The organism is Polaromonas sp. P1_G4 (assembly GCF_056405475.1).
In genome coordinates this window covers 1-1185 of sequence record NZ_JBFUCA010000847.1, presented here as the reverse complement: position 1 = coordinate 1185, position 1185 = coordinate 1, and the positions used below count along the sequence as shown (strand labels likewise).

Genomic DNA, 1185 nt, shown 5'->3' with positions numbered 1-1185 from the left:
ACAATAGGCGGGTATTACGAACGGCCGATCGCGCGCATGTGCGGACTCGGCCGGCAACTGCTGCTGGGTTCGGCCATGTTCGGTGTCAAGGCTACTTCCGAGCAAATTGCCATGATGGAGCGGATGCCGCTGATCGATTTTGCCTGGGTCAACGGCGAATCCGCGCTTTACTCCATGGGTTTTCACCTGGCGCGTGCAAAAATTCTCGATGAGAATGACGAGCGGCCGCACACCTGGGGCCGCGGAACAGACCCATTGCTGGCGGTACGCAAGGCCATTGCCGAAGCCATAGAGCGCGAAGGCTTCCGGCAACCGCGAGGCATCGTCGAAGGTAGCATCGCCGAGGTCGAGCATGCACTGGATCCCCGACAGTTCGTCTGCTACGCGGAGAAACAGTACGAGACTTCGAATTTCTTCTATCAACCATTCTCAGAAACACAATCCTATCCTTGGGCAGATGCGTTGAACCTGGAGACGGGCAAAAGGGTCCGGGTGCTGGCGGAACTCGTTTTTTCACGCAACAGCCTTGCTGCCCTCGGACACGACACCTCACGCCCGTATACCCAGGTGACATCCTCAGGTTGCGCCGCCAGCACCACTGTGGAAGACGCTACCGTTAGAGCACTACTGGAGGTGGTGGAGCGCGATGCGTTCATGCGGCATTGGCTTGCTCAAAAGCCAGGAACCCTGGTTCCCGCTGAACAATGGCCCGAGGACATTGCGCAGCGCATCGGCACCTTGCAAGCGGCCGGCTGCAGGGTGACGGTCCAGCATCTGCAAGTGCCATGGGCGCACGTGGCACTGGTTTCCGCGCAGCATGACGCCCAACACTTCACCACCATGGGAACCGCAGCCAGCGACAGCTTCGGGGATGCCGTCCACAGCGCGCTCGATGAGGTGGAGGCCCGGGTGTATGCCTGGATCCATGGCCACCTGCCTGGCATCAGCTCCCCAGACGAAGTCGAGACCACCGAGCATCACTTTGAACTTTATGGCCTCAAACGCTACTACCGGCGTGCCGACCGGGTGCTGTTTCCGGTCACCGCCTCCACCTCGACTCAGTGGCCCGAAAACTCATGCGAGACGTCACTTTCTACGCTGGTCAGGCGCTTTACGGCGCAAGGCCTGCGTCCCCTTGCGGTCGACATCACGCCCACGAAAAGCCATATCGACCAAGGTCGCACC

1 protein-coding gene is annotated in these 1185 nt (G+C 60.2%); it reads left to right on the top strand.

Annotated features, from left to right (window positions below):
* Window positions 1-75: 75 nt before the first annotated feature.
* A partial coding sequence (locus AC1D1X_RS23875) for a YcaO-like family protein (protein WP_477699420.1) occupies window positions 76-1185 on the top strand: 1110 nt, incomplete at its 3' end.